18 protein-coding genes are annotated in these 24613 nt (G+C 66.6%); 4 read left to right on the forward strand and 14 right to left on the reverse strand.

Features of this window, described 5'->3' with window-relative positions:
- Positions 1–7: 7 nt before the first annotated feature.
- Genes J2T07_RS08400 through J2T07_RS08415 form a run of 4 tightly spaced genes read left to right on the forward strand, consistent with a single transcriptional unit; the run spans position 8 to position 5054 of the window.
- Complete coding sequence (locus tag J2T07_RS08400) at positions 8–2500, forward strand: fimbria/pilus outer membrane usher protein (RefSeq protein ID WP_306848931.1); 2493 nt, start codon at positions 8–10, stop codon at positions 2498–2500.
- Entirely contained in the window at positions 2497–3678 is a 1182-nt protein-coding gene (locus tag J2T07_RS08405; protein WP_306848933.1) for a hypothetical protein, read from the forward strand. Before J2T07_RS08400 ends, J2T07_RS08405 begins: the two co-directional genes overlap by 4 nt.
- Positions 3679–3702: 24 nt before the next feature.
- Positions 3703–4353, forward strand: a complete 651-nt coding sequence (locus J2T07_RS08410) for a DUF1120 domain-containing protein (RefSeq protein ID WP_306848935.1) — start codon at positions 3703–3705, stop codon at positions 4351–4353.
- 29 nt (positions 4354–4382) lie between these two features.
- Entirely contained in the window at positions 4383–5054 is a 672-nt protein-coding gene (locus J2T07_RS08415; protein ID WP_306848936.1) for a hypothetical protein, read from the forward strand.
- Between the two features lie 45 nt (positions 5055–5099).
- Here the strand turns inward: J2T07_RS08415 and ilvN are convergent, their stop codons facing one another.
- The 14 genes from ilvN to J2T07_RS08485 form a co-directional block, all read right to left on the reverse strand.
- Complete coding sequence (gene ilvN / locus J2T07_RS08420; RefSeq protein WP_306848938.1) at positions 5100–5582, reverse strand: acetolactate synthase small subunit; 483 nt, start codon at positions 5580–5582, stop codon at positions 5100–5102.
- A 2-nt stretch (positions 5583–5584) separates the two neighbouring features.
- Positions 5585–7381 (reverse strand): biosynthetic-type acetolactate synthase large subunit, encoded by a 1797-nt coding sequence (gene ilvB / locus J2T07_RS08425; RefSeq protein ID WP_306849518.1) that lies wholly within the window; start codon positions 7379–7381, stop codon positions 5585–5587.
- 318 nt (positions 7382–7699) lie between these two features.
- Positions 7700–8719: a ketol-acid reductoisomerase gene (gene ilvC / locus J2T07_RS08430; protein WP_306848940.1), complete on the reverse strand. Its 1020-nt coding sequence runs from the start codon at positions 8717–8719 to the stop codon at positions 7700–7702.
- A gap of 159 nt (positions 8720–8878) precedes the next feature.
- On the reverse strand, positions 8879–10639 hold the full coding sequence (gene ilvD / locus J2T07_RS08435) for a dihydroxy-acid dehydratase (RefSeq protein ID WP_430539331.1): 1761 nt from the start codon (positions 10637–10639) through the stop codon (positions 8879–8881).
- Positions 10636–11700, reverse strand: coding sequence for a 3-isopropylmalate dehydrogenase (gene leuB, locus J2T07_RS08440; RefSeq protein WP_306848942.1), 1065 nt, complete (start codon positions 11698–11700; stop codon positions 10636–10638). The genes ilvD and leuB overlap by 4 nt, the downstream gene beginning before the upstream one ends.
- On the reverse strand, positions 11697–12293 hold the full coding sequence (gene leuD, locus J2T07_RS08445; protein WP_306848944.1) for a 3-isopropylmalate dehydratase small subunit: 597 nt from the start codon (positions 12291–12293) through the stop codon (positions 11697–11699). The genes leuB and leuD overlap by 4 nt, the downstream gene beginning before the upstream one ends.
- Positions 12290–13705: a 3-isopropylmalate dehydratase large subunit gene (gene leuC, locus J2T07_RS08450; protein WP_306848946.1), complete on the reverse strand. Its 1416-nt coding sequence runs from the start codon at positions 13703–13705 to the stop codon at positions 12290–12292. Before leuC ends, leuD begins: the two co-directional genes overlap by 4 nt.
- On the reverse strand, positions 13702–14649 hold the full coding sequence (locus J2T07_RS08455; RefSeq protein ID WP_306848948.1) for a branched-chain amino acid transaminase: 948 nt from the start codon (positions 14647–14649) through the stop codon (positions 13702–13704). The genes leuC and J2T07_RS08455 overlap by 4 nt, the downstream gene beginning before the upstream one ends.
- A 10-nt stretch (positions 14650–14659) precedes the next feature.
- Positions 14660–15889 (reverse strand): 2-isopropylmalate synthase, encoded by a 1230-nt coding sequence (locus J2T07_RS08460; RefSeq protein WP_306848950.1) that lies wholly within the window; start codon positions 15887–15889, stop codon positions 14660–14662.
- 597 nt (positions 15890–16486) lie between these two features.
- On the reverse strand, positions 16487–17764 hold the full coding sequence (gene thrC / locus J2T07_RS08465) for a threonine synthase (protein WP_306849523.1): 1278 nt from the start codon (positions 17762–17764) through the stop codon (positions 16487–16489).
- Between the two features lie 2 nt (positions 17765–17766).
- Positions 17767–18717: a homoserine kinase gene (locus tag J2T07_RS08470; RefSeq protein ID WP_306849525.1), complete on the reverse strand. Its 951-nt coding sequence runs from the start codon at positions 18715–18717 to the stop codon at positions 17767–17769.
- Positions 18711–19859 carry a homoserine dehydrogenase gene (locus J2T07_RS08475; RefSeq protein WP_430539332.1) on the reverse strand — a complete coding sequence of 383 codons (1149 nt, stop codon included), beginning with the start codon at positions 19857–19859 and terminating at the stop codon, positions 18711–18713. Before J2T07_RS08475 ends, J2T07_RS08470 begins: the two co-directional genes overlap by 7 nt.
- A 516-nt stretch (positions 19860–20375) precedes the next feature.
- Positions 20376–22367, reverse strand: a complete 1992-nt coding sequence (locus J2T07_RS08480) for a bifunctional 2',3'-cyclic-nucleotide 2'-phosphodiesterase/3'-nucleotidase (protein WP_306848951.1) — start codon at positions 22365–22367, stop codon at positions 20376–20378.
- A 197-nt stretch (positions 22368–22564) separates the two neighbouring features.
- Positions 22565–24487: an alkaline phosphatase family protein gene (locus J2T07_RS08485; protein ID WP_306848952.1), complete on the reverse strand. Its 1923-nt coding sequence runs from the start codon at positions 24485–24487 to the stop codon at positions 22565–22567.
- Positions 24488–24613: the final 126 nt, after the last annotated feature.

A 24613-nucleotide genomic window follows, 5' to 3' on the forward strand; every position in this document is an offset into this window, starting at 1 on the left:
TGTACTCATGAATTCGCCCGTGACCGGGCGCCGCCTGTGCGGCGCCCAGCTGCGTCTGGCGCTCCTGCCGCTGGCTTGTGCGCCGGACATGGTGGGCGCCCATGCGGACGTCGGGGCGGCTAACGCACCATCGATGTCGCCCTCCGTATCCGAACGAAGCGACACCGACATCGAGTTCGACGAGCACATGTTGAAGCTTCGCGGCATCGATCCGACGCTCGCGGCATACTTCCGCAGCGCTCCGCGCTTCACGGCGGGTCGTCATGTGGTCTCCCTGACGGTCAATGGAACGGCCATGGGCTTGGCGAAGGCACGCTTCGATCACCACGGCGCGCTATGTATCGATCGGGAACTGCTGGACGCAGCGAAAGTGGACGCGGAACTTTCCGCCCTCCGCGATCGCACCACGTCACCATGCGTGGATCTGGTGACGATGTATCCGTCGTCGAAGATCGAGTTGAGTCCGGCCAAGGCGGCGATATCCCTGCTGGTGCCAACCGAGGCGTTGCGCACGCGGCAGCGCGACCTGTCGGGTTACGCGCGTGGCGGCACGGCGGCGCTGTTGAACTACGAGATCGTCGGGCTGGACAGCCGCGGGGGCTCGCATGCAAGCCGTTACAGATCGGCCAACACCGAAGTAGGTTTCAATGCGGGTGACTGGGTCGTCCGTAGTCGCCAGGTATCCACGTCCACCGATGGGCGCCAGCGCATGGAAGTGCTGGATACCTATGCCAGCCGCTCGTTCGCCGAACAGCGTGCCGTCGTCCAGGTCGGTGAAATCAACGTGGTGAATCCCGCCCTGTCCGGTGCGCAACTTACGGGCGTGCAGGTGACGAACGAGCAGGCATTGGCCCATCAAGGCGCGGGCGCGACGGTCGAAGGGATCGCGCAGGGCCCGGCGCGCGTCGAGGTCAGGCAGGATGGCGTGCTCGTGTATTCCACGGTCGTGCCACAGGGGCCGTTCACCTTGACCGGCATCCCTCGCATCAATCGCTACTCCGACCTCGATGTCACCGTCACCGGTGCCGACGGCGACGCGCAGCGGTTCACGGTGAACAGCGCCCTGGCAGGCGCACTGGACACGGCGCCGGGTTATGCGATTGCGCTTGGAACGTTGCGAAATGCCGGTGGCACCGAGGCGCCCTGGGTCGTCAGCGGCGGCTGGAGCGGATCGATCGATCGCGATATGTCGCTGAGTGCCGGCGTCATGGCTGCCTCTCGCTACCACTCCATCGGACTGGGTATTGGCGCGTTTGTGGCCAAGGACACGCAGTTGCACGTGAACCTGGCGGGATCGAGCGCGACGCGCGAGGGCGCCAGGGGGTGGCAGGGCATGCTGACCCTGTCGCAACGACTGGACGGCCGCTGGTCCATCGGACTCGCTCATTCGCGGCAGAGCCGGGGGTTCCGGGATCTGCTGGACGCGACGGTCGTGAGGAGTGTCGCTTCGCGCCGGTCGCGTTACCGTGATCAGTCCTCGGCGAGCGTATCGTGGTCGCATCCTCGCCTGGGCAGCGTCAGCGCGGGATATTCCCGAACCTTGCTGTTCAACCGCCGCGGCACCCGACGCGCGCTTGCTTCATGGGGTTCGCGCTTGGGCCGGGCATCGGTCTCGCTATCCGCCGAGTGGAACCTTGGGCGTGTGCGTCGCCAACAGGGCAATAGCGTGTATTTCAATGTCAGCGTTCCGCTAGGGGAAAGCCGCCGAGTGAGTAGTTCCGTGCGCCGTTATGCGGGCGAGACACGTTACGGTGCCCATTTCTCCGAGCAGGTCAACGACTATGCAAGCTACCGCGCCGGGTTGGAGTACCGCTCGAGCGACCGGCGCCGCAGCCTCGACGTGGGAGTATCGCTATTGCCGCGCTATGCGCAGGTGGACGGCAGCTACACCCGAAATGCCAATAGCACGACATACGGTGTCGGGTTGCGTGGAGGCGTCCTGTGGCACGCGCATGGCCTGACAGCATCGCCGTATCCCATGCGCGACACGTTCGGTGTGCTGTCGGCAGGCGATAGTGCCGGCATCCGCGTCTCGACACCGAGCGGCCCGGTATGGACCGATGCCCGCGGTTATGCCGTGCTGCCGCAGCTCGCGCCGTTTGGGAAGAGCAGCATCGAAGTCGCCACCGATTCGCTGCCGCGCAACGTGGATATCGAGAATGGGGCTGCCGTCGTCGAGGCAGGCCGAGGTGCGGTCGCCTTCCTGACTTTCGGTATGTCGAAGACCCGCCGCGTCCTGCTTACCGCGGTGACGGCGGACGGGCGAAGCTTGCCAGCAGGTGCCACCGTGACGGACGAGAAAGGCGAGTTGGTCAGCCTGGTGCAGGGTGGCGGCCAGGTGTTCGTCGCGAATGCGTTGGCGACGCCACGTTTGTCGGTGAGCGGGCCGGACTTGCCGCGTTGCGAACTGGACTTCCGGCTGGAAGAGCAGGTCGACCTGGGTGCGTATTACGAATCGGCTGCGGCGGTATGTCGTGTGGTTGGAGGGCTCGGCCCATGATTTCGCTGCGAACCCCTTCCCTGGCGATGCGCCTGGCCAGGAGAGTCGTTCTGACGTCGATGCTGTTGCCTGCACCGGTGGCTTATGCCCGGGAAGCCATCTGCGAGGTGACGACGGGCACGGCCAGGATCGATTACGGCCGGCTCAGCCGCGCGACCACGGTATCTGCCGAGAGCGGCGAGCTGGCCTTGCCGTTGCGCACGGCAAGGCTGGATGTGAGTTGTTCGCAACCGGAAGACATGACGGTGTTCTTCCGCGCCATGCCACTGGACGCGCGGGTATTTCGTTTCGTGGACCGGGGCCGGTTTTCGCTCCGGTTGCGCGATGGCCTGCTCGATGGCGAGCGGGTGGACCTGGGCCAGTTGGACAGGCCTGGCACCACACCGGCACGAACAGGTGCATCGTTGCCCTGGCTGCCCGAGCAGGGGATTGCGCCGGTGAAGGCGGGACACGTCGTCACCGGTCGGGTATTCAGTGCCTACATCGACATCGATACGAGGCTCGATGCAGATGCTCTGGTCGTCGGCGACGCGACCCAATGGTTGGTCCAGGGCCGGGTGGAGGCGGCGGGCGGGGCCACGCGTGACCTTTTCCTGCATGCCGAGGCGATCGCGGGAAGTTGCAGCGTCGAGGTCGTCCGGAACATTTCCTTCGGCACGCTTCGTTCGACCGATCTCGACACCCAGAGTGCCTTCACCATCATCCATCCGACGCAGCGCGGCGAGCTGCAGGTGCATTGCGATGCGCCCATGCCGATCGCGTTGCGCGTTCAGCGCGATGAGCGCGCGGGAACAGTAGCCGAGCCGGCAGGTCTTGGCCTGCGGTACACGGAGGACCAGCTGTTCGGGCTCGGAACACACCGCACGGGTGCGAACATCGGTTCCTACGTGCTGCGCTGGGGCGCGACCGCCATATCTGACCAGGGCGAATTGCTTGCGTCACGGTCCCCCGACGGTGGCCGCTCCTGGGCGCCCGCGACCGGCAACCTGTTGGTCAGTCATGCCCCGGCTGAGCGCATGGGCTACGCCAGCCCGCATCGCTCGACGGACGGACCCGCCGCGGTGACCACGCTCGACGTGGTGCTCGACGCGGAGATCTACATTGCGCCCGCGCGCGTGCTTCCACGCAGCGAAGAAATCGAGGCGGATGGCGTCGTGAGCTTCGAAATCATCTATTGAAGTCATTCCATAAGGAGTTGTTAAGTGAAATATAGTTTGATGGCGACCCTGGCGCTTGCGTCGCTCGCCGCCTCCTTGCACGCATCCAACGTCGATCTTCAGGTCACCGGCAGCATCACGCCGGGCCAGGCCTGCAACATGACGGTGGGCAAGGGAATGGACTACGGCCGGATCTCGCGCAACAAGCTCAACGCCGATCCATCGTTGTATACCGACCTCGGCATGCGCAGGGTCAAGATGCACATCGACTGCGCCACGCCTATGCGGTACGCCCTCGTGTCGACCAACGTATCGCCACGGGATGAAGCCGGTGACGCTTACGACCTCGGGCTTTTCTCGACGGCGAACCCATCGTCCGTGGGCAGTCTGTTCGTGCGCCTGGATAGTGCGTCGGCTCATATCGAGGGTGGCAGCGCCTACTACACCAGTGCGGATAGCCAGGAACTGGGTGCCGCGGCGTGGGGGCCTTCCACGTTCAGTAGCATGCCCATCGGCAGGGCCTCCATCGTGATCGGCTTTGTGACGGCCGATGGCAGCTTCGATGCGCCCGGACCCATCGGCCACTTCGATACTTACCTGCTCGTGCATCCTTGGATCAAGCCCATGAACGAATTGGCACTTACTGACGACATCACGTTCTCCGGCACCCTCGGATTCGAGATCCGGTACTTCTGACATCACGTTCCATCATGGAGGAGAAGCGCATGAAACACCTGCCCACCTTGTTCGCATCGGCGTCGCTGCTGCTGACTGCATCGGCCGCGGCGCACGCGGAAAGTGCGGACCTTCTCGTCGAAGGAAGCATCGTTCCGGGAGCCGCCTGCGACGTTACCATCGGTGGCGGCCCGATCGACCTGGGTACGATCACCCGCGAGATGTTGAACCCCGAGCCGTCCAAGCCGACCAGCCTGGACGAGCGGCGCCTGAAGACCCTGGTCGACTGCACCCATCCGGCGCGATTCGCCTTCGTGGTCACGGAAGCCAGGGGCGGTGATGCCGCGTTGCCGGAGGTATTCAAGATGTACGACCAGGATGGTGTCTCCAGTCCCGGGAAGTTGTTCCTGTTGTTCGACGCGCAGTCGACCATGATCGATAGCGCACAAGGCTATCCGACCGGTTCGAATGAAGGCACCACCGACCTTGGCAACGCCACCTGGGGACCGTCGACTCCCTTCCAGGAGAACCTGCCGATCACCAATGGACGCTACGCGGTCGGTTTCGTGAGAAACGCGGGCAGCACGGATGCGCCGGGTACCATCAAGAACCTGCGTGTCGACCTGCTTGTCCGTCCGAAGATCAACCCGGTGAATGACCTCGACTTCTCCGGCGGGATTGCATTCGCGAGCGACATCGGGCTGGAAATAAGGTACTTCTGAAGCGGGACGTGATGCCACGTGCTCCATTGTACGGAGCACGTGGCATCACGCCGCGACCAGGGGCCATTCGATCGCCGCGATGCCGCTGCGTGCGTGGTCTGTAATGCGACCCGCCTGTCGAAGCGTATCCAGGAAGGCATCGATATCCTCCGACCGCCCCGTGTACTCGACCACCGACCTGTCGCCGGTGCGCTGCAGGAGCCGCGCGCCGAATCGACCAAGGCACGTATCGATGGCCGGGACGTCGCGGGTCTCGACGTGGGCCACCAGCAACTCACGCTCCACATAGCCGTCGCCGGACAGTTGCGACACCTCGATCACGTCGACGAGCTTGGCCGATTGCTTGACGATCTGCTCGATCACGGCATCGTCGCCGAAGACGACGAGGGTCAGGCGGGAAGCATCCATGTCGTGCGTGGCCGCGACAGTCAACGACTCGATGTTGTATCCGCGCGATGCGAACAGTCCCGCGACGCGGGCCAGTGCGCCCGCTTCGTTTTGCAGCAAGAGGGAAACCAGGTGGCGCATGACTAGAACATTCCTGTCGGTTCGGCGGTGCGCAACGCCGGTGCGCTACCGCGGCTGGTAATCCAGTCGCCGGTGATCATCTCGGCATAGGTCGCGCCCGGGCCAACCATGGGGTAGACGCCGGCATCCGGGTCGATCACCACTTCCAGGAAGGCGGGGCCATCGAAGGCGAGGAAGTCGGCGATGGTGGACTCGATCATGGCCGGGTCGTCCAGGCGCCGCGCCCACTCGAAGCCGTCGGCTTCCGCCGCGCGCACAAAGTCTTTCTTGTGCAGGCTCTTGTCCGACGCGGAGAAGCGGCCCTTGAAGAACAGCTTCTGCCATTGACGCACCATGCCGTCGCCGCTGTTGTTCAGCACCACGACCTTCACCGGCAGGTTATAGGTGGTGACGGTTTCCAACTCTCCGATATTCATGCGGATGCTGGCATCGCCGTCGATGTCGATCACGACACGGTCGCGCCGCGCGAACTGCGCACCGATGGCGGCGGGCAGGCCGAAACCCATCGTGCCCATGGAGCCGGAAGTGAGCCAATGCCGGGGCTCGCGGAAATCGAAGTACTGCGCCGCCCACATCTGGTGCTGGCCAACACCCGTGCTGATGATGGCGCGGCCATCGGTGATGCGGTTGATGGCCTCGATCACCGCACAAGGCTGGATAGTGTCGCTGTCACGGCAGAAATTCATGCCATGCCGCGCTTTCAACGCCGCGACGTGCTCGTGCCACGCCGCGTAGTCGGGCCGGAAACCGACGCGCTTGCCGTAGGCCGTCAGGCGGGGCAGTGAGACCTCCAGCGCCCCCACGTGGTGCCAGTCGACCGCCTTGACCTTGCCGATCTCCGCCGGGTCGATGTCGATCTGCGCGACGGTGCGCGCACCGGGTGCGAACTTCGAGGGCACGCCGACCACGCGATCGTCGAAGCGCGCACCCAGGGCCAGCACGAAATCGCAATCGTCCATCGCATAGTTCGCGTAGGCGGCGCCGTGCATGCCAAGCATGTGCAGGGCCAGCGGATCGGTGGTGTCGAAGCCGCCGATGCCCATGAGCGTGGTGACCACCGGCACGCCGAATGCATGCGCGAACTCACGCAGGGCCGCGGAGGCGCCCGCTGAAACGATGCCTCCCCCTGCATAGATCAATGGCCGCTCCGCCTTCGCCAGGGCATCGAAGAATGCGGCGCACGCCCGGTCGTCGATCGTGGCGGACTCGACCGCGTGCAGGCGCGTGCGATAGCCACGCACGGCCAGTTCCCGGCTGCCATGGAAGACCAGGGGGGTGTTCTGCACGTCCTTGGGGATGTCGATGACCACGGGACCGGGCCGGCCGCTACGCGCGATGTGGAAGGCCGTGCGCAGGGTGGCTTCGAGGGTGGAGGCATCGGTCACAAGGAACACATGCTTGGCGCACGAACCCATGATGGTGCTGATGGGTGCTTCCTGGAATGCATCGGTGCCGATGGAACCGGTTGGCACCTGACCGCTGATGACGACCACGGGAATGGAATCGGCCATGGAATCGCGCACCGGTGTGACCGCGTTGGTGGCGCCGGGACCGGAGGTGACCAGGGCAACGCCGACGCGGCCGGAGGCCCTCGCGTAACCAGCGGCCATGAAGCAGGCGCCCTGTTCGTTCGCGGGCACGATCAGGGGCATGGGCTCGCCGCCATCCTCGCGCGGATGGGCGCCGTTGTAACGGAATACCGCGTCGTACACGGGAAGGATGGCGCCGCCGGAGTAACCGAAAAGGACGTCGAGACCCTCGTCGGCAAGTACCTGCACGACGATGTCCGCGCCGGTCATCGTCTGGCCGGCCAGGGGGTGGGTCGATGGGGGGCGGCGAATGTCGCCGACGGAGTCCAGTTGGGCGTTCACGGTGTGTCGTTTCCTTTGAAGCGAAGAACCGGTGCTTTCGGGTGTCGATGGAATGACGGTTGGCGGGGCGTTGGTTTTTGGGAGTGGTGGCTTGTGGGAGGGCTCCATTGCTGTGGAGACCGCGGCTCCTGTGGGAGCCGCTTCAGCGGCGATGGGGGCTCGCCTCCAACTGGCCCGCTGCCGCGGGATCGCCGACAAAGTCGGCTCCCACAACACCTTCCCACAAGACCTCCAGTCCTGTCGGGTTTACTCCGTCTTGGCGGGTTCCACGGCGGGCTTCGGCTGGTTCGCGGCGAGCCAGGGCATGCGCGCACGCAGCTGCGCGCCGACCTTCTCGATCGGGTGTTCGAGATCGCGCTGCTTGAAGGCCTTGTAGTTCGGCAGGCCGGCCTTGTATTCAGCCGTCCATTCGCGGGCGAAGGTGCCGTCCTGGATATCCTTGAGCACGGCCTTCATCCGTTCCTTGGTCCCCTCGTCGATCACGCGCGGGCCGCGGGTGTAGTCGCCGTACTGCGCCGTCTCGGAAACGAACTCGAGCATGCGCGCGATGCCGCCTTCGTAGAAGAGGTCCACGATCAGCTTCAGTTCGTGCATCACCTCGTAGTAGGCGATCTCGGGACGGTAGCCTGCCTCGACGAGCGTCTCGAAGCCCTTGATCACCAGCTCCGATGCGCCGCCGCAGAGCACGGCCTGCTCGCCGAACAGGTCGGTTTCGGTCTCTTCCTTGAAGTCCGTCTCGATCAGCATCGCGCGTGCGCCGCCGATGCCCGCCGCATACGACATGGCGCGTTCAGCGGCCTTGCCGGTCGCATCCTGGTGCACGGCATAGAGGCAGGGGACGCCACGGCCGATCTCGTATTCACGGCGGACAAGCGCACCCGGACCCTTGGGGGCGACGAGCACGACGTCGATGTCGGCGCGCGGCTGGATCTGGCCGAAGTGCACGTTGAAGCCGTGCGCGAACAGCAGCGTCGCGCCGGGCTTCATGTTCGCCTCGATGGCGTCCTTGTAGATGCCCGGCTGGGTCATGTCCGGCGTGAGCACGGCGACCAGGTCGGCGCCGCGCACGGCATCGGCCGGCTCGGCCACGGCGAAACCATCCACGTAGGCACGGCTCCAGGATGGGCCACCCGGACGCAGGCCGACGACGACGTCGAGGCCGGAGTCTTTCAGGTTGAGCGCGTGCGCGCGGCCCTGGCTGCCGTAGCCGAGCACGGCGATACGGGCGTTTTGCAGGGGAGCGATGGTGGCTTGGATATCGGTCACGGGGTGTCTCCTTGGAAAATGCGGATGTCGCGAAATAAGGTGGAAGGCGAAGGCCCGGTGGAAGCCGACCCTGTCGGCGATCGGGACTGCGGATAATCAAGTTCGTGCGCGGCCTGGAGGCATCGCCGACAGGGTCGGCTCCCACCAGGGCCACCGCGATCAGTTGCCGATCAGTTCCTGCGTCATGTCTTCGTCCTCGATTTCGCGGCGGACGTGGCCGGCCGTCGCGGGCGTGTCGTCGAAGGCCTGGGTCACGGCGCCCTCCGCCGCCGAGCCGACCAGGCGCGCGTACTTGGCGAGCACGCCCCGGGTCACCTTCGGTGTGGCGGGGCGCCATGCCGTGCGCCGCGAGGCCAGGTCGGCATCGGTGCGCAGTTCGCGTGTGGCGGCATCGATGAAGATCGCGTCGCCTTCGCGCAACAAGCCGATCGGCCCACCGCGTGCGGCTTCCGGCGCGACGTGTCCGACCATGAAGCCGTGCGTCGCTCCACTGAAGCGGCCATCGGTGATCAGCGCCACGTCGTTGCCGAGGCCCCGGCCGACGAGCGCCGCCGTCACCGCCAGCATCTCGCGCATGCCCGGACCGCCGGCGGGGCCTTCGTTGCGGATCACCATCACGTCGCCGGCGCGGATACGCCCGGCCTGCACGGCGGCGAAGGCGTCCTCTTCGCTTTCGAAAACGCGTGCGGGGCCGGCGTGGCTGGTGCGTCCGTGACCGGCGAGCTTGAGGATGCATCCTTCCGGCGAGAGGTTGCCGTAGAGGATGCTGTAGCCGCCGCGCGGCTTGAACGCGTTGTCGACCGGGCGCACGACTTGCTGGCCCTCGGTGGCCGGCGGTGCGGCATCCAGTTCTTCGAACAGCGTGCGGCCGGTGACGGTCGGCGTGTCGGCGATCAGGGCGGCCTTGCGCAGCTCGCGCGCGACGATCGCCGTTCCGCCGGCGGCGGTCAGTTCCACCGCGCTGTAGCGGCCACCGGGCTTCAGGTCGGCGATCACCGGGGTATGCGCGGAGGCCGGCTCGAAGTCCTCGATCGACAGCGGCACGCGTGCCTCGTTGGCGATGGCCAGCAGATGCAGCACGGCATTGGTCGAGCCGGCGGTGGCGGCGACCATGCGCGCGGCGTTGTCGAAGGCGGCGCGGTTCATCACGTCGCGCGGGCGCAGGTTCGCATCGAGGCAGGCCATGGCCAGTTCGCCGCAGCGGAACGCGGCATCGCGCTTGGCGGGGTCCGTGGCCGGAACGTCGTTGAGGCCCATGGGCGAGAGGCCCAGCGTGGTCAACACCATCGCCATGGTGTTCGCGGTGAACTGGCCGCCGCAGGCACCGGCGCCGGGACAGGCATGGCGTTCGACATCGTCCAGTTCGGCATCGTCGATCTTGCCCGCGCCATGGGCGCCGACCGCCTCGAACACTTCCTGCACCGTGATCGGGCATCCGTTGCGGCTGCCGTGCGCGATGCTGCCGCCATACAGGGCGACGCCGGGAATGTTGAGCCGGGCCAGGGCCATCGCGGCGGCGGGGATGGTCTTGTCGCAGCCGCACAGTACGACCATCGCGTCCAGGCAATGCCCGTCGACGGCCAGCTCGATCGAGTCGGCGATCAGTTCGCGGCTGACCAGCGACGAACGCATGCCCGACGTGCCCATGGCGATGCCGTCGGTGACGGCGATGGTATTGAACTCCACCGGCGTACCCCCGGCGGCGCGCACGCCTTCGGCGGCGGCCTCCGCGAGATCGCGAAGGTTGAGGTTGCACGGCGAGACGTTGGACCAGCTGTGCACGATGGCGACCATCGGCCGTGCGATGGCGTCGTCGTCGAGGCCGGTGGCACGCAGCATGGCACGTGCGGGCGCACGGTCCGGACCGGTCTTGATCGCATCGCTGCGCAGCGTGCGGATCGGGATCTTCTTCGAGTTCATGCGGCCTCCGCTTTCGCGTTGCAGGCATCGAGGACGGCGCGGGTCACGGCATGCGTGGTGGCATTGCCGCCGAGATCGCGGGTGAGGTTGCCGTGCTCCAGCACGTGGTCGACCGCGGCCTCGACCACGGCGGCTTCATCGGGCAAACCGAGCGAATGACGCAGCAGCATGGCGGCGGAGAGGATCGTGCCGAGCGGATTGGCGAGCGATTGGCCGGCGATGTCCGGCGCCGAGCCATGGATCGGTTCGTACACGCCGGCACCCGGCCCGCCGATGGACGCGGAAGGCGACAGGCCCAGCGAACCCGCCAGCACCGACGCCTCGTCGGTGAGGATGTCGCCGAACATGTTCTCGGTGACGATCACGTCGTAGTCGGCCGGGCGGGTCAGCAGGTGCATCGCCATGGAATCCACCAGCTGGTGTTCCAGTTCCACGTCCGGATAGTCCGCGGCGACGCGCGTGGCCACCGAGCGCCACAGGCGCGAGGTCTCCAGCACATTCGCCTTGTCGACGGAGGTGACCTTCTTCTTGCGCGTGCGTGCCAGCTCGAAGGCATGGCGCACGACGCGTTCGATTTCCTCGACGGTATAACGGCATTCGTCGGTGGCGTCGGTCTCGCTGCGCGTCTTGGCGCCGAAATAGATGCCGCCGGTGAGTTCACGGATGAAGACCAGATCGACGCCCTTCGTGCGTTCCGGCTTCAGGGGCGACAGTGCCGCCGTGCGCGGGTGCAGTTTCAGCGGACGCACGTTGGCGAACACGCCCAGCAGCTTGCGCATCGCCAGCAGGCCTTGTTCCGGACGCACGGTGGCGTTCGGGTCCGACCACTTCGGCCCGCCGACCGCGCCGAGCAGGATGGCGTCGGCGGCGAGCAGCGCTTCGCGCGTCTGCACCGGCAGCGGATCGCCGAAGCGATCGATCGCGTCGCCACCGATCGCATGTTCGGCGAACGTGAACTCGTGGCCGAAGCGCTCGGCCACCTGGCGCAATACGGCGACGCCCGCCGATGCGACTTCCGGGCCGATGCCGTCCCCGGGCAATACGACGATCGAGGCCCTCATGCGGCTTCCTCCATGCGGGATTCGAATGCCGCGATATCGGCGCCCTGCTGAAGCAGGAAGCCCAGCTGGTCCACGCCGTTCAACAGGCAGTGGCGCGAGAAGGCATCGAGATCGAAGCGGACGCTGCCACCGTCGGGCAGGCGGATCGTGCCCTCGGCGATGTCGATGCGCAGCTCGACGCCGGGGTTGTCGAGCAGCCAGCGGTGTTCCGCCTCGCTCACGACGATGGCGAGCAGGCCGTTCTTGAGCGAGTTGCCACGGAAGATGTCCGCGATCTCGCTGGAGATCACCGCCTGGATGCCGTAGTCCAGCAGCGCCCAGGGCGCGTGCTCGCGGGAGGATCCACAGCCGAAGTTACGGCCGGCGACGAGGATCGCGCATCCACGTGCCCGTGGCTGGTTCAGCGGAAAGGCGGGATCGTCGCTGCCGTCGGCGGCGTAGCGCCAGTCCTCGAAGCAATGCTTGCCCAGGCCGGTGCGTTCGGTCGTGGTGAGGAAACGCGCCGGAATGATCCGGTCGGTGTCGATGTTCTCGTTGCGCAACACCGCTGTGCGGGAATGCACGTAGGCGAGCGGGCGGCTGGTCTGGCTCATGCGGCGACTTCCTGGTTCATGTATTCGCGGGGATCGGCGACGTGCCCGGCGACGGCCGATGCAGCGGCGACCAGAGGGCTCGCCAGAACGGTGCGTGCCCCCTTGCCCTGGCGACCCTCGAAGTTGCGGTTGCTGGTGGCGACGACGAGCTGGCCCGGCTGGGCGAGGTCGCCGTTCATGGCGATGCACATCGAGCAGCCTGGCTGGCGCCACTCGGCGCCTGCGGCCTGGAAGACCTCGTGCAGGCCTTCGCTTTCCGCATCGCGGCGTACCTGTTCGGAACCGGGCACCACCAGCATGCGCACGCCGGCGGCGACACGGCGGCCACGCATGATTCCCGCGGCGGCGCGCAAGTCGGACAGGCGTCCATTGGTACAGCTGCCGATGAAGACGACATCCACGGTTTCGCCCGTCATGGCCTTGCCGGCCGTCACCTTCATATAGTCGAGCGCGCGTTGTTCCACGGCGTCCACCGCGGCGGGAACGGGTGTGTGGATACCGACGACCATCCCCGGATGGGTACCGTACGTCACCGACGGCTGGATCGTCGAAGCATCGATACGGACCTCGCGATCGTAGGTGGCGCCTTCGTCCGTGGGCAGGGTGCGCCAGTACGCGACGGCGCGGTCCCATGCTTCGCCCTTCGGTACGCGCTCACGTCCTTCCAGCCAGGCGAAGGTGGTCTCGTCCGGTGCGATCAGCCCGGCGCGCGCGCCCGCTTCGATCGACATGTTGCATACCGTCATGCGCTCTTCCATCGACAGCGCGCGGATCGCCTCGCCGGTGTACTCGAGCACGTGGCCCGTGCCGCCGCCGATGCCGATCTTTCCGATGATGTGCAGGATCAGGTCTTTCGCCGTGACGCCGTCCTGCAGCCTTCCGTCGACATGGATGGCGAAGGATTTCGGCTTGCGCTGGAGCAGGCACTGCGTCGCCAGCACGTGGCCGACCTCGGTGGTGCCGATGCCGAAGGCCAGCGCGCCGAACGCGCCGTGCGTGGCCGTGTGGCTGTCGCCGCAGACGATGGTCATGCCGGGCCGGGTCGCGCCGACCTCGGGACCCGCCACGTGCACGATGCCGCGCTGGGGGCTGTCCCACCCCATCAGGTCGATGCCGAACTCGCGTACGTTCGCTTCCAGTTTGGCGACCTGGGCCTCGGCTTCCTTCGTGTAGTACGGGCGCTTGCCTTGCGCGTCCGGCGGCAAGGTGGGTGTCGAGTGATCCAGGGTGGCCAGCGTGCGGTCGGGTCGGCGAACCTTCAAACCGCGGCTACGCAGTTCATCGAAGGCCTGCGGCGACGTGACCTCGTGGACCATGTGCAGGTCGATGTACAACACGCCAGGCGTGGTATCGGTCTCCGCCCGCACCTGGTGCGTGTCCCACAGCTTGTCGAACAGGGTGCGTGCGCTCATGCCGCGACCCTCCCCACGACGGCGTCTTCGACGGGTGTGAGCCAGCCCCAACGGTCCTCCGTGCGGCCGTCGAACAAGCCGAAGAAATCGTCTTGCAACTGGCGAGTGACCGGCCCCGGTCGACCACTGCCCACGGGTTTGCGGTCGACCGAGCGCACCGCGGTCACTTCCGCCGCGGTGCCGGTCATGAAGACCTCGTCGGCGAAATACAGCATCTCGCGTGGTAGTGGCTGTTCCACCACGTCGTAACCGCGCTCGCGGGCCAGTGTCAGCACGGAGTCGCGGGTGATCCCGCACAGGATCGACGAGGCGGCGGGCGGCGTGTAGATGACGCCCTTGCGGACGATGAACAGGTTCTCGCCCGCGCCCTCGCTCAGCAGGCCGTCGGTGCCCAGGGCGATGCCTTCGGCGAAGCCGCCGTTCACGGCCTCGCGCGCGATCAGCTGACTATTGAGATAGTTGCCGCCGGCCTTCGCGCCGCTCGGGTAGGTGTTCGGCGCGGCGCGGTTCCACGAGGACACGCACACGTCGACGCCCTTCTCGATCGCCTCGGCACCATGGTAGGCCCCCCAGGGCAGGGCGATGACAGCCACGTCCACCGCCGTATCCAGCGACGGCGCGAGGCTGAAGGTGAAGCCGCTGCGGAAGACGATCGGCCGCACGTAGGCGGAGGTGAGCCCGTTGGCGACGATGACTTCGCGGCACGCGCGATTGATCGTGGCGGCGTCGTACGGCATCACCAGGTCGTACACGCGCGCGGAATGGAACAGGCGCTCGGTGTGCTCTTCCAGGCGGAAGTAGCGAGGGCCGTCTGGCGTGGCGTATACCCGCACGCCCTCGAACACGGAGGAACCATAGTGCAGCGCGTGCGCGCCGACATGGACGGTGGCGTCGGCCCAGGTCTTGATACGACCGTTGTGCCAGAGATGGGTCGGGGCTTCCATGGGTTCTCCTTCAGGACTCGACCGCGACGGCCGCGGTCCGGGTGGTGTTTCGATGCATGTCCATCAGCGTCGTGATGTCATCGTTGGTGATTGAGCGCTGCTTGTCTGTCAGGGTTTTGAAACTTTCGAAGACGGCGTCGAGCGTCGGCTCGTCGACCTCGTGGCCGAGCTCGACCAGGCGCTGGCGCAGCGCGTGGCGTCCGGAGTGCTTGCCCAGGACCAGTGACGTCTTCGCGCCCACGTCCTGGGGCCGCATGATTTCGTAGGTGCCGCGGTGCTTGAGCATGCCGTGCTGGTGGATGCCCGACTCATGCGCGAACGCGTTGTCGCCGACGATGGCCTTGTTGCGCGGTACCGGCTGGCCGGTGACTTCGGCGAGCAGGCGCGAGGTGGGATACAGGTGCCGGGTGACGATGCCCGTGTCCACGCGAAACAGCGGCCGACGCGTGTGCAGCGCCATCACCACTTCCTCCAGCGCCGCGTTGCCCGCACGCTCGCCGATGCCATTGATCGTGCACTCCACCTGGCGCGCGCCGGCGCCGACGGCGGCCAGGCTGTTCGCCACGGCCATGCCGAGGTCGTCGTGGCAATGCGCCGAGAACACGACCTTGTCCGCCCCGCGCACGTGCTTGCGCAGGTACTGGAACATCTCGGTGATTTCGGAGGGGGTGACATAACCGACGGTGTCGGGCGCGTTGAGCACGCTGGCGCCGGCTTCGACGGCCACCGAGAAGATCTCGGCGAGGTACTCCGGCTCGGTACGCAGGGCGTCTTCGGCGGAGAATTCGACTTCGTGGGCGAGGGCTTTGGCCCTGTATATCGCGGCGGCGGCGATATCGATGACTTCTTGCTTGCTCTTGCCCAGCTTGTGTTCGCGATGCAGGGGAGAGGTCGAGAGGAACAGGTGGATCCGTGAGTGCCTGGCGCCTTGCAAGGCCTTGCCCGCGCTGTCTATGTCGGCATTCTGACATCGGGCCAGCGCGGCGATCGTGGGTGTCTTCAACGTCCTCGCGATCTCCGCCACCGCGGCGAAATCGTCGGGCGAGGCCTGCGGAAAGCCGGCCTCGATGATGTCGACGCCCAATTCCTCCAGGGCATGCGCCATGCGCATCTTGGCGCGACGGTCCATCGAGAAGCCGGGGGCCTGCTCGCCGTCGCGCAAGGTGGTGTCGAAGATGCGCACGCGCCCGCCTACGTCGCTTTCGACGGCGTCGGTGCTGCCCTGGTTTGCTGGATTCATGTCTGGCTCCGCTCGTGAATGAGGCGGGCCGGGCAATAAAAAACCCCGCATCCGTTACCGGGTGCGGGGTTCTTTGGGAGTCTTCAGGTTCTTTCTTGTTTCACCTGGACACTTGCCCTCAGCCCGCACCTCCGCAGGTAATAAGTACAAGGCTAAGAAGAAGGAGGCCGCTGCCGGGACGCAGCTTGCCGCCGACCGACGTAAGTCGGTTCAGGGCAAAGCGGCCATGGGTGTTGCGCTGCGTCATGTTGTCGACCGTATGTCAGGTCGTTGGCGTGTGTCAACACTTTCCGAAGAAACTTTATTCCTAGGACATTTGGACGGCTAGACGCCCGAGGCGGTGGTTTTGTCGCCTGCGGCGCCTTGGGATTGGGGTCTGGTCAACTGGTATGGGTTCCCGGGAAGGTGTCCAATAACGCCGTTGGCGGGCTCGCCCCAACCCTGGATTCCCCCTTCGTGGGAGCCGATTCATCGGCGAAGGGTTTTGCCAACACTTACCATGAGTACGAACAGAACTTCTCTGAAAAGCCCTCCGGTTACGCCTCGCGTTCCCGAAGTACACGTTGGATCACAGGCGACGTAGTTTCCCTGGCCCGATCACCAACCTCGCAACCAATCCGCAAAAACCCGCCCATCCACCGCCATCGGTTCAGCCGATGCGTCGCGTGCGAGCATCGCCGCCAACGCCGCGGGCACCTCCACGCGACGCCCGATCAACGGCTCGACGATCGTGTCGAACTTGGCCGGATGGGCCGTGGCGGCGATGGTCCAGCCGCTGCGGTCGCCCGCCAGGCGCTTGCGCTCGAATACGCGGATGCCGGTGGCGGTATGCGGGCAGAACACTTCGCCGTCGCTGGCTGCGTGGCGGTGGATGGTGTCGCGGATGGCGGCGTCGTCCACGCTTTCCGCGTGGCCATTGAGACGTGTCGCCGCATCGTCACCGAAAAGATGGCGGAGCCGTTCGAAGTTGCTCGGGGCGCCGACGTCCATGGCATTGGCGATGGTCGGGATGGCATCGCGCGCACGGTAGGGGCGGCCGGCGAAGAATTCCGGCAGGGTCTCGTTGGCGTTGCAGGCGAAGCTCACCTCGCCGATCGGCAGGCCGATCTCCCGTGCCCAGAGGCAGGCGACGGCGTTGCCTAGGTTGCCGGTGGGCACGATGGTGTTCATGCGCTCCCCCGCGTGCAACGAGGCATGGCCGAAGTACGCCATCTGTGGCAGCAAGCGGCCGAGGCTGATGCTGTTGGCGGAGGACATCGGCACGTCCGCTTGCAGGGCCGTATCCCCGAGCGCTTCCTTCACCAGCCGCTGGCAGTCGTCGAAACTGCCTTCGACGCGAAGCGCGCGCACGTTTCCACCGAAGCTGCCGAGCTGGTGCGCCTGGCGGGGTGATACGCGGTTGTCCGGGTAGAGGATCGCCACGCGTACGCCCGGCAAGCCGTGGAAGGCGGCCCCCACGGCGGCGCCCGTATCCCCCGAGGTGGCGACGAGTATCGTCAACGGCCTCGCAGTGTCACGGCGCAGGCGGGTGAGGCAGGCGGCGAGGAAACGCGCGCCGAAATCCTTGAAGGCGGCAGTGGGACCGTGGAACAACTCGAGCAGGTGCGCACCTTCGATGCGAAGCTCACGGCGTGGCGCGGGGAAGGCGAAAGCCTCGGCGCAGATGGCGGGCAAGTCGTCGGCGAGAGGGTCGCCTTCGAAGAACGGCTCCAGCATGCGCTGCGCCGTCCCCGAGAGGTAGCCGTCGAGCGGGGGCAGGCCGATCCTCGGCATGGTCTCGGGCACGTACAGGCCACCATCGGGCGCGAGGCCGGCGGCGATGGCACCGGAAAGACCGACGGGCGCGGCGCCGCCGCGCGTGCTGACATAACGCATGCTCACAGCACTTTCGCGGCGGGGCCGTCGATCGGGGCGACCAGCATGTCGCTGTCATGGCCGGCGGCCTTGAAGGCGGCGCGCATGTCGAGCGCCGCCGCTTCGGCCGAGGCGCGGTCCTCGAACCAGCCGAACACGCTGGGTCCGGCGCCGGAAATGCTGGCACCGAAGGCGCCGTGGTCGAGGGCGGCCTGTTTCACCTGGGCGAAGCCGGGAATCAGGGGTGCACGCCGGGGCTCGACGAGCACGTCGGACAAGCCCTCGCGCACCAGCGCCGCTTCGCCGCGGTAGCAGCCCGCCAAAACGAGAGCCAGGTTGGCGCTTTGCGCCACGAATTCGCCCAGGGTGTAATGACCGGCCAGCGCGGCGCGCGCGCGCCGCGTCTCCAACACCACGTGCGGATGGACGAGCGCGCAGTGCCAGGCCGCCGGCACCGGGATACGGACCAGCCGGGAGGTCGTGGCCAGCACGAGGCCGCCGATCAGCATCGGCCCCAGGTTGTCGCCGTGGCGGCTACCGCTGGCGACGACTTCACCGTCGAGGGCGAAGGGGTACAGGGCCTCGCGCGACAGGGGTTCGTCGAGCAGCGCGTTCGCGGCGACGATGGCCGCCACGCAGGATGCCGCTGAACCGCCCATGCCGGAGCCGAGGGCGATGCCCTTGTGCAGGGTCAGTTCGAAACCGAACGGCAGGTCCAGTGCATGCAGCATCGACAGCAGCGCTGCGCCCGCCGTGTTGTCCGGCGCGTGCAAGGGCAGGTCGGTCACGATACCGTCGATGGCAGCGATGCGAACCTCGCGCTCTGGAATGCGGCGCACTTCGGCGCGATCGCCGGCGCCCGCGACCGTATGGCCGAGGATATCGAAGCCGATGCCGACGTTGCCGACACTGGCATAGGCCTCGGCCACGGCGACACCCGCGCGGGCCAAGGGCAAGGATTCTTCTTTCAGCATGCGCACCGTTTTACTCCCATCGCGCCCGCCACGCGTAGCAGGTCGGCGAATACCGCCGCCGCCGTGACTTCCGGACCGGCCCCCGGTCCCTGGACGACCAGCGCATTGTCGCAGTAACGGCGCGTGGCGAAACGGACCACGTTGTCGGTGAGCCGCGAGTGGGCGAAGGCATGCTCGCGATCGATCGCCTGGACGCCGACCGACGCCTGCCGGCCATCGAGCCGCGCCACGTGGCGGAGCACATGGCCCGACGCCTGCGCTTCGGAAAGCAGGGCGGACATCGGCGCATCCATGCCTTCCAGGTTTTCCATGAACTCCTCCCGCGAACATCCAGCGAGGGCGGCGGGGATGAGGCTGCGCACGGCAACGTCCTCGAGCGAGAGCGCCAGGCCCGCTTCGCGAGCGAGAATGACGAGCTTGCGCGCCACGTCCGTGCCAGACAGGTCGTCGCGCGGGTCGGGCTCCGTGTAGCCCATGGCATGCGCTTCGCGAACGAGGGCCGAGAAGGGAACCGAGCCGTCGAAGCGGTTGAACAGCCATGCCAGGGTGCCGGAAAGCATGCCTTCCACGGCGGTGAGTTCGTCGCCCGTATCGATCAGGTCGCGCAGCGTCTGCACGACCGGAAGCCCGGCGCCGACCGTGCCTTCGTAATGCAGGCGCGCACCGCTGGCGCTCGCCGCGCCGCCGATCTTGCGCCAGCGTTCGAGTGGTCCGCTGGCGGCACGTTTGTTCGGCGTCACCACATGGATGCCGGCGGCGAGCCAACCGGCATAGTGGTCGGCGACCACATCGCTGGCGCTGCAATCGGCGAGGACGGCCGCTTCGCCGCGTTCACCCGCCACGTAGGCGGCGAACTCGTCCAGCTCGGCCGGGCGCCAGGTCTGCGCACCGTGCGTGCGGCTGTTCAAGGCATCGTCGTCGCAGTCGAGCCACATGTGGCGGCTGTCACTGACCCCGCGCAGGTGGAGTTCCAGGTTGCAGTCGCGGAGCAGGCGCGGCGCCGCCAGCCGGAGCTGGGTGAGCAGGGCGCTACCGACCTTGCCGGGGCCGACGATGCCGATGTTGACGGCGAACGGCGGGACGACCGCGCGCAGGGGCGCGGCACGGAGTGGTGAACGGGGTGGTGCGATAGCGATGGACACGATCAAAGCCTCCGGCGAGAGGCCCTTCGATCACGTCAGGTGGGTTGTCGGCTGATGGTCCTGGCGCCGGTCCCGTCCTGCGGGAGGTCGGGGCCGGCAGCGACAAGGGAACTAGGCGCGCGCGAACTCCGATCCTCCGACCAGGGTAGTGGTCGTGGTGGTTGTAGTCGCGGTGGTGGACAGGGACGCGAGCACGCCGGCCGTGAGGGCCGTGATGGAGCGCAGCGCTGGCGTGATGGGATGCATGGGTCGACGTTATGCCTTGCGCGATGGGGCTGTCAAGCGTGGCGAGGGGCGGCCAGATGGCCTATGCGGGGTTTCTGGTGAGCTTGGCAGACCGAATCGCCGACAGGGTCGGCTCCCACCACCGGCATGGGCGATGGGCAGCGTGGCTGAGTATGTGGAGGCTGTTGTGGGAGCCGCTTCAGCGGCGATGGGTACTTGCCTCGACCTGGCCCGCTGCCGCGGGATCGCCGCTGAAGCGGCTCCCACGGAAGCGGGGTCGCGCGGTAATGCTCAGCGTTTCGACAGGTCGATCGAATAAACCGCCGTGCCGTCGCCGTTGTCGCGCAGCTGGCGGATCGGCAGGCCGAGCGACTTCGCCACGTCTTCCTTCCCGCTGGCCGAGGTGAACGTCACCGCACCCCTGGTCTTCAGCGGCGCGAAGATCCACGAGCGCTTGTCCACGTCCTTGCGCGTCAGCGTCTTCTTCGCCTCCACCCAGTGGATCACCACTTCGCGGTTGCCGTCGGGTGCGCTCAGTACGATGTTGGCGTCGTCCATGCCGGGGAATCCGCCGCCACCGCTGGCGCGGTAGTTGTTGGTCACGACGATGAACGGCTGGCCCGGCTTCACCGGCTTGCCCTTGTAGCGGAGGTCGACGATGCGCTCGCCCTCGGGCTTGCTCACGTCGATGGTGTAGGTGATGCCGCCTTGCATCTGGTCGAAGTTGTAACCGGGGAAGCCGCCGATCAGCGCCTGCTCGCCCTCCTTCGCTGGATCGATCCGGTTGAAGCGCGTCGCCGACTTCTCCAGCCAGGCCTTCACGCCAGCGCCATCGGTCTTCACCGCGGCGAGGGTGTTCGGATAGAAGTACAGGTCGGCCGCGTTGCGGATCGTCATCGGGCCGGCGGGAACGTCGGTGAAATCGTCCGGGCCGCCGAAGCCCGTACGGAAGGCGGATGCGGCGGAAAGCACGGGCACGTCCTTCCATTCCGGATGCGTGCGGCCGAGGTCGTCACGCGCGTAGTCGATCTGCGCCGCGTTGACCACCGCCAGCGCGGACATGTTGCCTTCGTCGGCGAAGTAGCTGCTGAGCGGATGATCGGTGGCGCCGATCGGCGTGTTCACGTAGGCGATGGCGGCCTCGTGGGCCTCGCGCACGATCGGCGCGATGGCCGGATCGGGGGCCACGCACTCGTTCTTCTTCGGGCAGATCGGGCGGACCTGGCTGTGGCTCTTGTCCTTGTCCACCACCCAGCGGCCAGCCTCGCGCTTCAGCGTCATGTCGATCACGCCGAGGTCCTTGCCGAAGAAGCCGCCCATGACGGCCGGCACCCCGCGCACGAGGCCGCGCTTCGCGTCCACGTCCTTCATGTCGGCATAGCGCGGTCCGGGAAATTCGGTGTGCGAGTGGCCCAGGAGCAAGGCATCGATGCCAGGAACACCGGCGAGGTACCAGCCACCGTTCTCCATCTGCGGCGTGTAGGGCGCCGTGTTCAGTCCACCGTGCAGGATCGCCACGACGAGATCGGGGTGCTCGGCTTTCACTTCCGGCATGTACTTGTTCGCGGCTTCGACGACGCCATCGACGGTGACCTTGCCGGCGAGATTGCGCTTGTCCCAGTCGAGGATCGGCGGGGGAGTGAAACCGATGATGCCGATCCTGAGCATGGTGGTGACCGGCTTGCCATCGGGGCCGGTCGCCGTGACGGACTTCTCGACGATCGTCCAGGGCTTGAAGATCGGCTTGCCGTCGCGTGCGCTGTATACGTTGGAAAGCACCAGGGGGAACTTCGGTCCGGCGCACTGCCGCGGGCTCACGCCATCGACGTTCATCGCAGTGTTCGTCACCTGGGCGAGGAAGGGCAGGCCATAGTTGAATTCATGGTTGCCGGCGGTACCGCCGTCGTAACCCACGGCATCCATCGCCTTGTAGATGCCGAGCTCCGTGTCGCAACCCACCGGCTTCACCAGCGCCTGGTAGTCGGCGAGCACGGAACCCTGGATGGTGTCCCCGCTGTCGAACAACACCGTGTTCGGGAATTCCCTGCGGGCCTGGCGGATCAGCGTGGCGACGCGTTCATAGCCGAAGGTCGGGTCGTCCTTCTGCTTGTAGTAGTCGTAGGAAAGGATGTTCGAGTGGACGTCGGTGGTCTCGAGGATGGCGAGGTCGAGCGTCGCCCCGTCCTTCACGCCGGTGGGCGCCGCGGGCTTTCCAGCGGGGGTGCCGGCGCAGGCGGCGAGCAGGGCGGCCGAGAGCGTGGCCAGGGCGAGGGTCTTGAACATCGCGGGTATCCGGTGGAGACGGGGTTCGGGACGGGAAACTAGCAGAAATGCCGGAGCATCGTTTCGGTGGGGCCGACCCCTAGGCTGGAACCGGCCCCTGATGTGGGAACCGACTTTGTCGGCGATGGGGTGCTTGCGGGAGCTTTGCCCGCTGCCGCGGGACCGCCGCTGAAGCGGCTCCCACAGGGTGTGAGGGGTTACTGGCGGTCGGCTTTCGCTTCGTCGAAATAGGTGTAGGTCTTGCCGTTGTCGTCGAGTCGCTTGGTTTTCAGGACGAACCGGTACGACGTCCGGTTCATCGACGAACCGTCGGCGCGGCGGATATCGAGGCCGGTGGCGGTGTCGGTGGTCACGCTGGCGGCCTTCACCGACAGGCCTTCGGCGCCACGGCCGGCCAGCCCTTCGCGCAGCACGCGCCCATCCGCCTTCCCCAGATCGAGCTTCAACAGCGATGCCAGCGTCGGCGCGAGGTCCACGTTACCGCTGGGCAGCTCGCTGTGCAGGCCCTGCCGGAAATCCGGACCGGTCGCGACGAGGAGGTTGTGCACGTCCACCGGACTGAAGCTGCCGTGCATGCCTCGTTCGTTCGACATGCTGGTGTACTCCGTGCCCTTGAATCCCTGCATCGTGGCATCGGCATCGAAGTCGTAGCTCACCACGATATCCGGTGCGCGTTTGTTGGCGAGGTGCACCGTCGCCAGCGGCAGCGTGCCGGGCAGCTTGCCGTAGCGGGTGTCGACGAAGATGGCACCGAAGGGCTCACGGCTCTGCAGGAAGCGAACGGCCTTCCGTACCAGATCGCGGTCGTGGGTGGGCTGGTAGAGGTATTCGCTGCCGCCGTTCGGGGCGATGACGAAGGCATCCTTCGGCAGCTCGGCCGGAACCTTGTAAGCGGGGGTCGTGTAAGGACCTGGCTTGCCGCAGATCCTGCCGTCGTCGTCGTAGCGGGTGGGGCGCAACGGGCTGCCATCGGCCTTCACGCCGGACATCACGGGCGTGTAGATGCACCCGAACCCATCGAAAGCCACGAAACCCGCGCGGCTCATCTCGTCGGCGAGGCGGATGGCACCCGAGGTGGCATAGCCCCACTCGGCGTCGACGTGGCCCACTCGGCCGTCGTTGATGGTCCGTAGCGGAAAGAGGTCCACGGGCCCGGAAACGTTGCTGTGGGCATGGTCGGATACGATGACGAGGTCGGTGTCGCCTTCCATGCCCAGCTCCTTCAATCGCGCCTGCAGCTTTCCCAGCAACTCGTCCTGCGCTCGCAGTGCAAGGTGGAAGTTCGGCGAGCCGACACCATAGGCATGCTCCGTGGAATCCGGATTGCGCAGCCAGACGAAGCTGATGTCCGGCTTCTCGACCGGCAGCACGTAATCGAGGAAAGCGTGCATCAGGTACGCGTTGGCCGCCGTCGGCGGTGCCCCTGCGCCATCGGACGCGTCCGAGGTGACGCCGTCCTTCAATGTCACCAGCGGGAGCGGGGCCGTCGGCGTGCCATTGTCCGGTTCGAGCTGGAAGCGATCCGGTTCATACGCGTGCACCGTGTTGGCGGGCAGGGGAAAGCCGGCACCGGCAAGCTTCTTCGCGAATGCCAATGGCAAGGCGACGTTCTCGTCGAGGATCGTGCCGCCTTCATGGATATCCTGCAGGAAGGCCGGGCCGGACTTGCCGACCACCGCCGTCTTCAGGCCCGCCTTGCGTGCCTTGCCGAGCAGCGTCGGTGCCTGCAACAGGTCATGGTCCCAGTGATCGTCCAGTGCGCGGAGGACGGCATAGTCCTCGGTGTAGACGGGCGCATTGAAGTCGCTTGGCGCGCCCTTGGCATCGAAGCCCCTGGCCCCCGGCGCCCAGAAGCGGTTACCGAAGAAGCCGATCGTGCCGGGGAACGAGCCCGTGGCGAAACTCGATGCGTTGACCATGGTGAAGGTCGGGTAGGTCGCGTGGTTGTCCGCGAAGTAGGTGCCCTGCTTCACCAGCGCCGCGAGGTTTGGCGTGTCTTCCTCGCTGATCGCGTCCGGCCGCATGCCGTCCCAGACGAAGACGATGACGCGGTGTGCCGCGTGGGCCTCGACGGCGAGGGCCATGAGGCACAGGGCGGCCAGTCGGGCGAGTCGGCGCATGGGCGATTCCGTGAGGTTAAAAGGGGGAATGGTGACGCCATGATGTTGCAGTTCGGGGACGCTGTCCCGACTGCGAACCACGTCACCGCTTCGCCACATCTTCCCGTCACCGTAAAAAAACGTAAA

The sequence above is a fragment of the Luteibacter jiangsuensis genome (assembly GCF_030812295.1).
Classification (GTDB): Bacteria; Pseudomonadota; Gammaproteobacteria; order Xanthomonadales; family Rhodanobacteraceae; genus Luteibacter; species Luteibacter jiangsuensis_A.

What these genes read in the sequence shown, in the direction of transcription:
- J2T07_RS08400 (WP_306848931.1), top strand. Translation starts at nt 8, where the DNA reads ATGAATTCGCCCGTGACCGGGCGCCGCCTGTGCGGCGCCCAGCTGCGT.
- J2T07_RS08405 (WP_306848933.1), top strand. Translation starts at nt 2,497, where the DNA reads ATGATTTCGCTGCGAACCCCTTCCCTGGCGATGCGCCTGGCCAGGAGA.
- J2T07_RS08415 (WP_306848936.1), top strand. Translation starts at nt 4,383, where the DNA reads ATGAAACACCTGCCCACCTTGTTCGCATCGGCGTCGCTGCTGCTGACT.
- ilvN (WP_306848938.1), bottom strand. Translation starts at nt 5,582, where the DNA reads ATGCGCCACCTGGTTTCCCTCTTGCTGCAAAACGAAGCGGGCGCACTG.
- ilvB (WP_306849518.1), bottom strand. Translation starts at nt 7,381, where the DNA reads ATGACCGGCGCGGACATCGTCGTGCAGGTACTTGCCGACGAGGGTCTC.
- ilvD (WP_430539331.1), bottom strand. Translation starts at nt 10,639, where the DNA reads ATGAACTCGAAGAAGATCCCGATCCGCACGCTGCGCAGCGATGCGATC.
- leuB (WP_306848942.1), bottom strand. Translation starts at nt 11,700, where the DNA reads ATGAGGGCCTCGATCGTCGTATTGCCCGGGGACGGCATCGGCCCGGAA.
- leuD (WP_306848944.1), bottom strand. Translation starts at nt 12,293, where the DNA reads ATGAGCCAGACCAGCCGCCCGCTCGCCTACGTGCATTCCCGCACAGCG.
- leuC (WP_306848946.1), bottom strand. Translation starts at nt 13,705, where the DNA reads ATGAGCGCACGCACCCTGTTCGACAAGCTGTGGGACACGCACCAGGTG.
- J2T07_RS08455 (WP_306848948.1), bottom strand. Translation starts at nt 14,649, where the DNA reads ATGGAAGCCCCGACCCATCTCTGGCACAACGGTCGTATCAAGACCTGG.
- J2T07_RS08460 (WP_306848950.1), bottom strand. Translation starts at nt 15,889, where the DNA reads ATGAATCCAGCAAACCAGGGCAGCACCGACGCCGTCGAAAGCGACGTA.
- thrC (WP_306849523.1), bottom strand. Translation starts at nt 17,764, where the DNA reads ATGCGTTATGTCAGCACGCGCGGCGGCGCCGCGCCCGTCGGTCTTTCC.
- J2T07_RS08470 (WP_306849525.1), bottom strand. Translation starts at nt 18,717, where the DNA reads ATGCTGAAAGAAGAATCCTTGCCCTTGGCCCGCGCGGGTGTCGCCGTG.
- J2T07_RS08480 (WP_306848951.1), bottom strand. Translation starts at nt 22,367, where the DNA reads ATGTTCAAGACCCTCGCCCTGGCCACGCTCTCGGCCGCCCTGCTCGCC.
- J2T07_RS08485 (WP_306848952.1), bottom strand. Translation starts at nt 24,487, where the DNA reads ATGCGCCGACTCGCCCGACTGGCCGCCCTGTGCCTCATGGCCCTCGCC.